Source organism: Exiguobacterium sp. s161, assembly GCF_018619045.1.
Lineage (GTDB): Bacteria > Bacillota > Bacilli > Exiguobacteriales > Exiguobacteriaceae > Exiguobacterium_A > Exiguobacterium_A indicum.
Window position 1 is genome coordinate 1 of the sequence record NZ_JACSNH010000016.1, and the last position, 1289, is coordinate 1289.

A 1289-nucleotide genomic window follows, 5' to 3' on the forward strand; every position below is an offset into this window, starting at 1 on the left:
ATGAAATGCATTTATAGTCAATCTATAATGGAGTTGATTATTAGGATGAAGGAGGTGTCAAAGATGAGTCAAGTCGTCACGGTAGAAGTTCAAATCTATGCCACGCGTCGTCAGGATGCCATCCTAAAAAGGATGGGCAAGACCTATATCCAGACCGCCAACCGAGTCGTGGCGAACATGGTCGCCTCCGAGGACGGGAAGAGGTGGTCGAGCAAGGACATCGACACTCCCCTTCCGAGCGCCGTGAAGAACCAACTCGCAGGAGATGCCGTCGGCATCTACAAGAAGGCGAGGAAAGAGGATTTCAAACGCATCCCTGTCCTCAAAAAGCCCGTCTGCGTCTGGAACAATCAGAACTATTCCTTCGACTTCGAGAGCATCTCCTTCCCCGTTTGGATGGACGGGAAGTCCGTGAAGATGCGATTCCGTGCTGCCATGGTTGACAAGGACAATCGGAATACCCGACTCCTTGCCAACAAACTCGGGACGCTCAGGGTCACGAAGAAGGGAAGGAAGTGGATCGCTCAGATTTCCGTCCATGTCCCGACCGTCCCTCGGACGGGGGTGCGGGTGATGGGGGTTGACCTCGGACTGAAAGTGCCGGCGGTCGCCGTCACCGATGACGACACGACCCGTTTCTTCGGGAACGGTCGTAAGAACAAGTATATGAAACGCAAGTTCCGTGCGGAACGGAAGGCACTCGGCAAAAAGAAGAAGCCGAAGGCTATCAAACGACGCAATCAGAAGGAACAGCGGTGGATGCGGGACAAGGACCACAAGGTCAGCCGAGCCATCGTCGATTTTGCAAGACAGAAGAAAATCTCTGTCATTCGCCTTGAACTCTTGGCGAACATCCGACAGACGGCAAGAACAAGCCGTAAAAACAACCAGAACCTCCACTCATGGTCGTTCTATCGTCTCGCGTCCTTCATCGAATACAAAGCCGCCTTGTCGGGCATCAAGGTTGAGTATGTGAACCCCGCCTACACGAGTCAGACCTGCCCATCCTGTTCCGTCAGGAACAAGGTGAGGGATAGGGTCTACACGTGTGCCTGTGGGTTTAAAGGACATCGGGACACCGTCGGTGCGATGAACATTCGATACGCACCTGTGATGGATGGTAACAGTCCATCAGCCTGAGAACCTATACGGTCTGTCTCAGGAGGGGTGATGGCACACCCCTACCTCAAGGCTCGGACGAAGCAGAAATGGATTGAGTCCGCCAAGCACTTGAGAATCCCACCCTCACCAACGGTGTGGGCTTGCGGCTTTAGCCGTGGGAGTGTCAA

General features: G+C 53.8%; 1 protein-coding gene. It reads left to right on the plus strand.

Going from position 1 to position 1289, the window contains the following annotated elements; all coding sequences use genetic code 11:
• The first annotated feature begins 63 nt into the window (after nt 1-63).
• The gene (locus KNQ14_RS16565; protein ID WP_214861864.1) at nt 64-1140 is read left to right on the plus strand and encodes an RNA-guided endonuclease InsQ/TnpB family protein; all 1077 of its coding nucleotides are present in this window, start codon (nt 64-66) and stop codon (nt 1138-1140) included.
• Nucleotides 1141-1289: the final 149 nt, after the last annotated feature.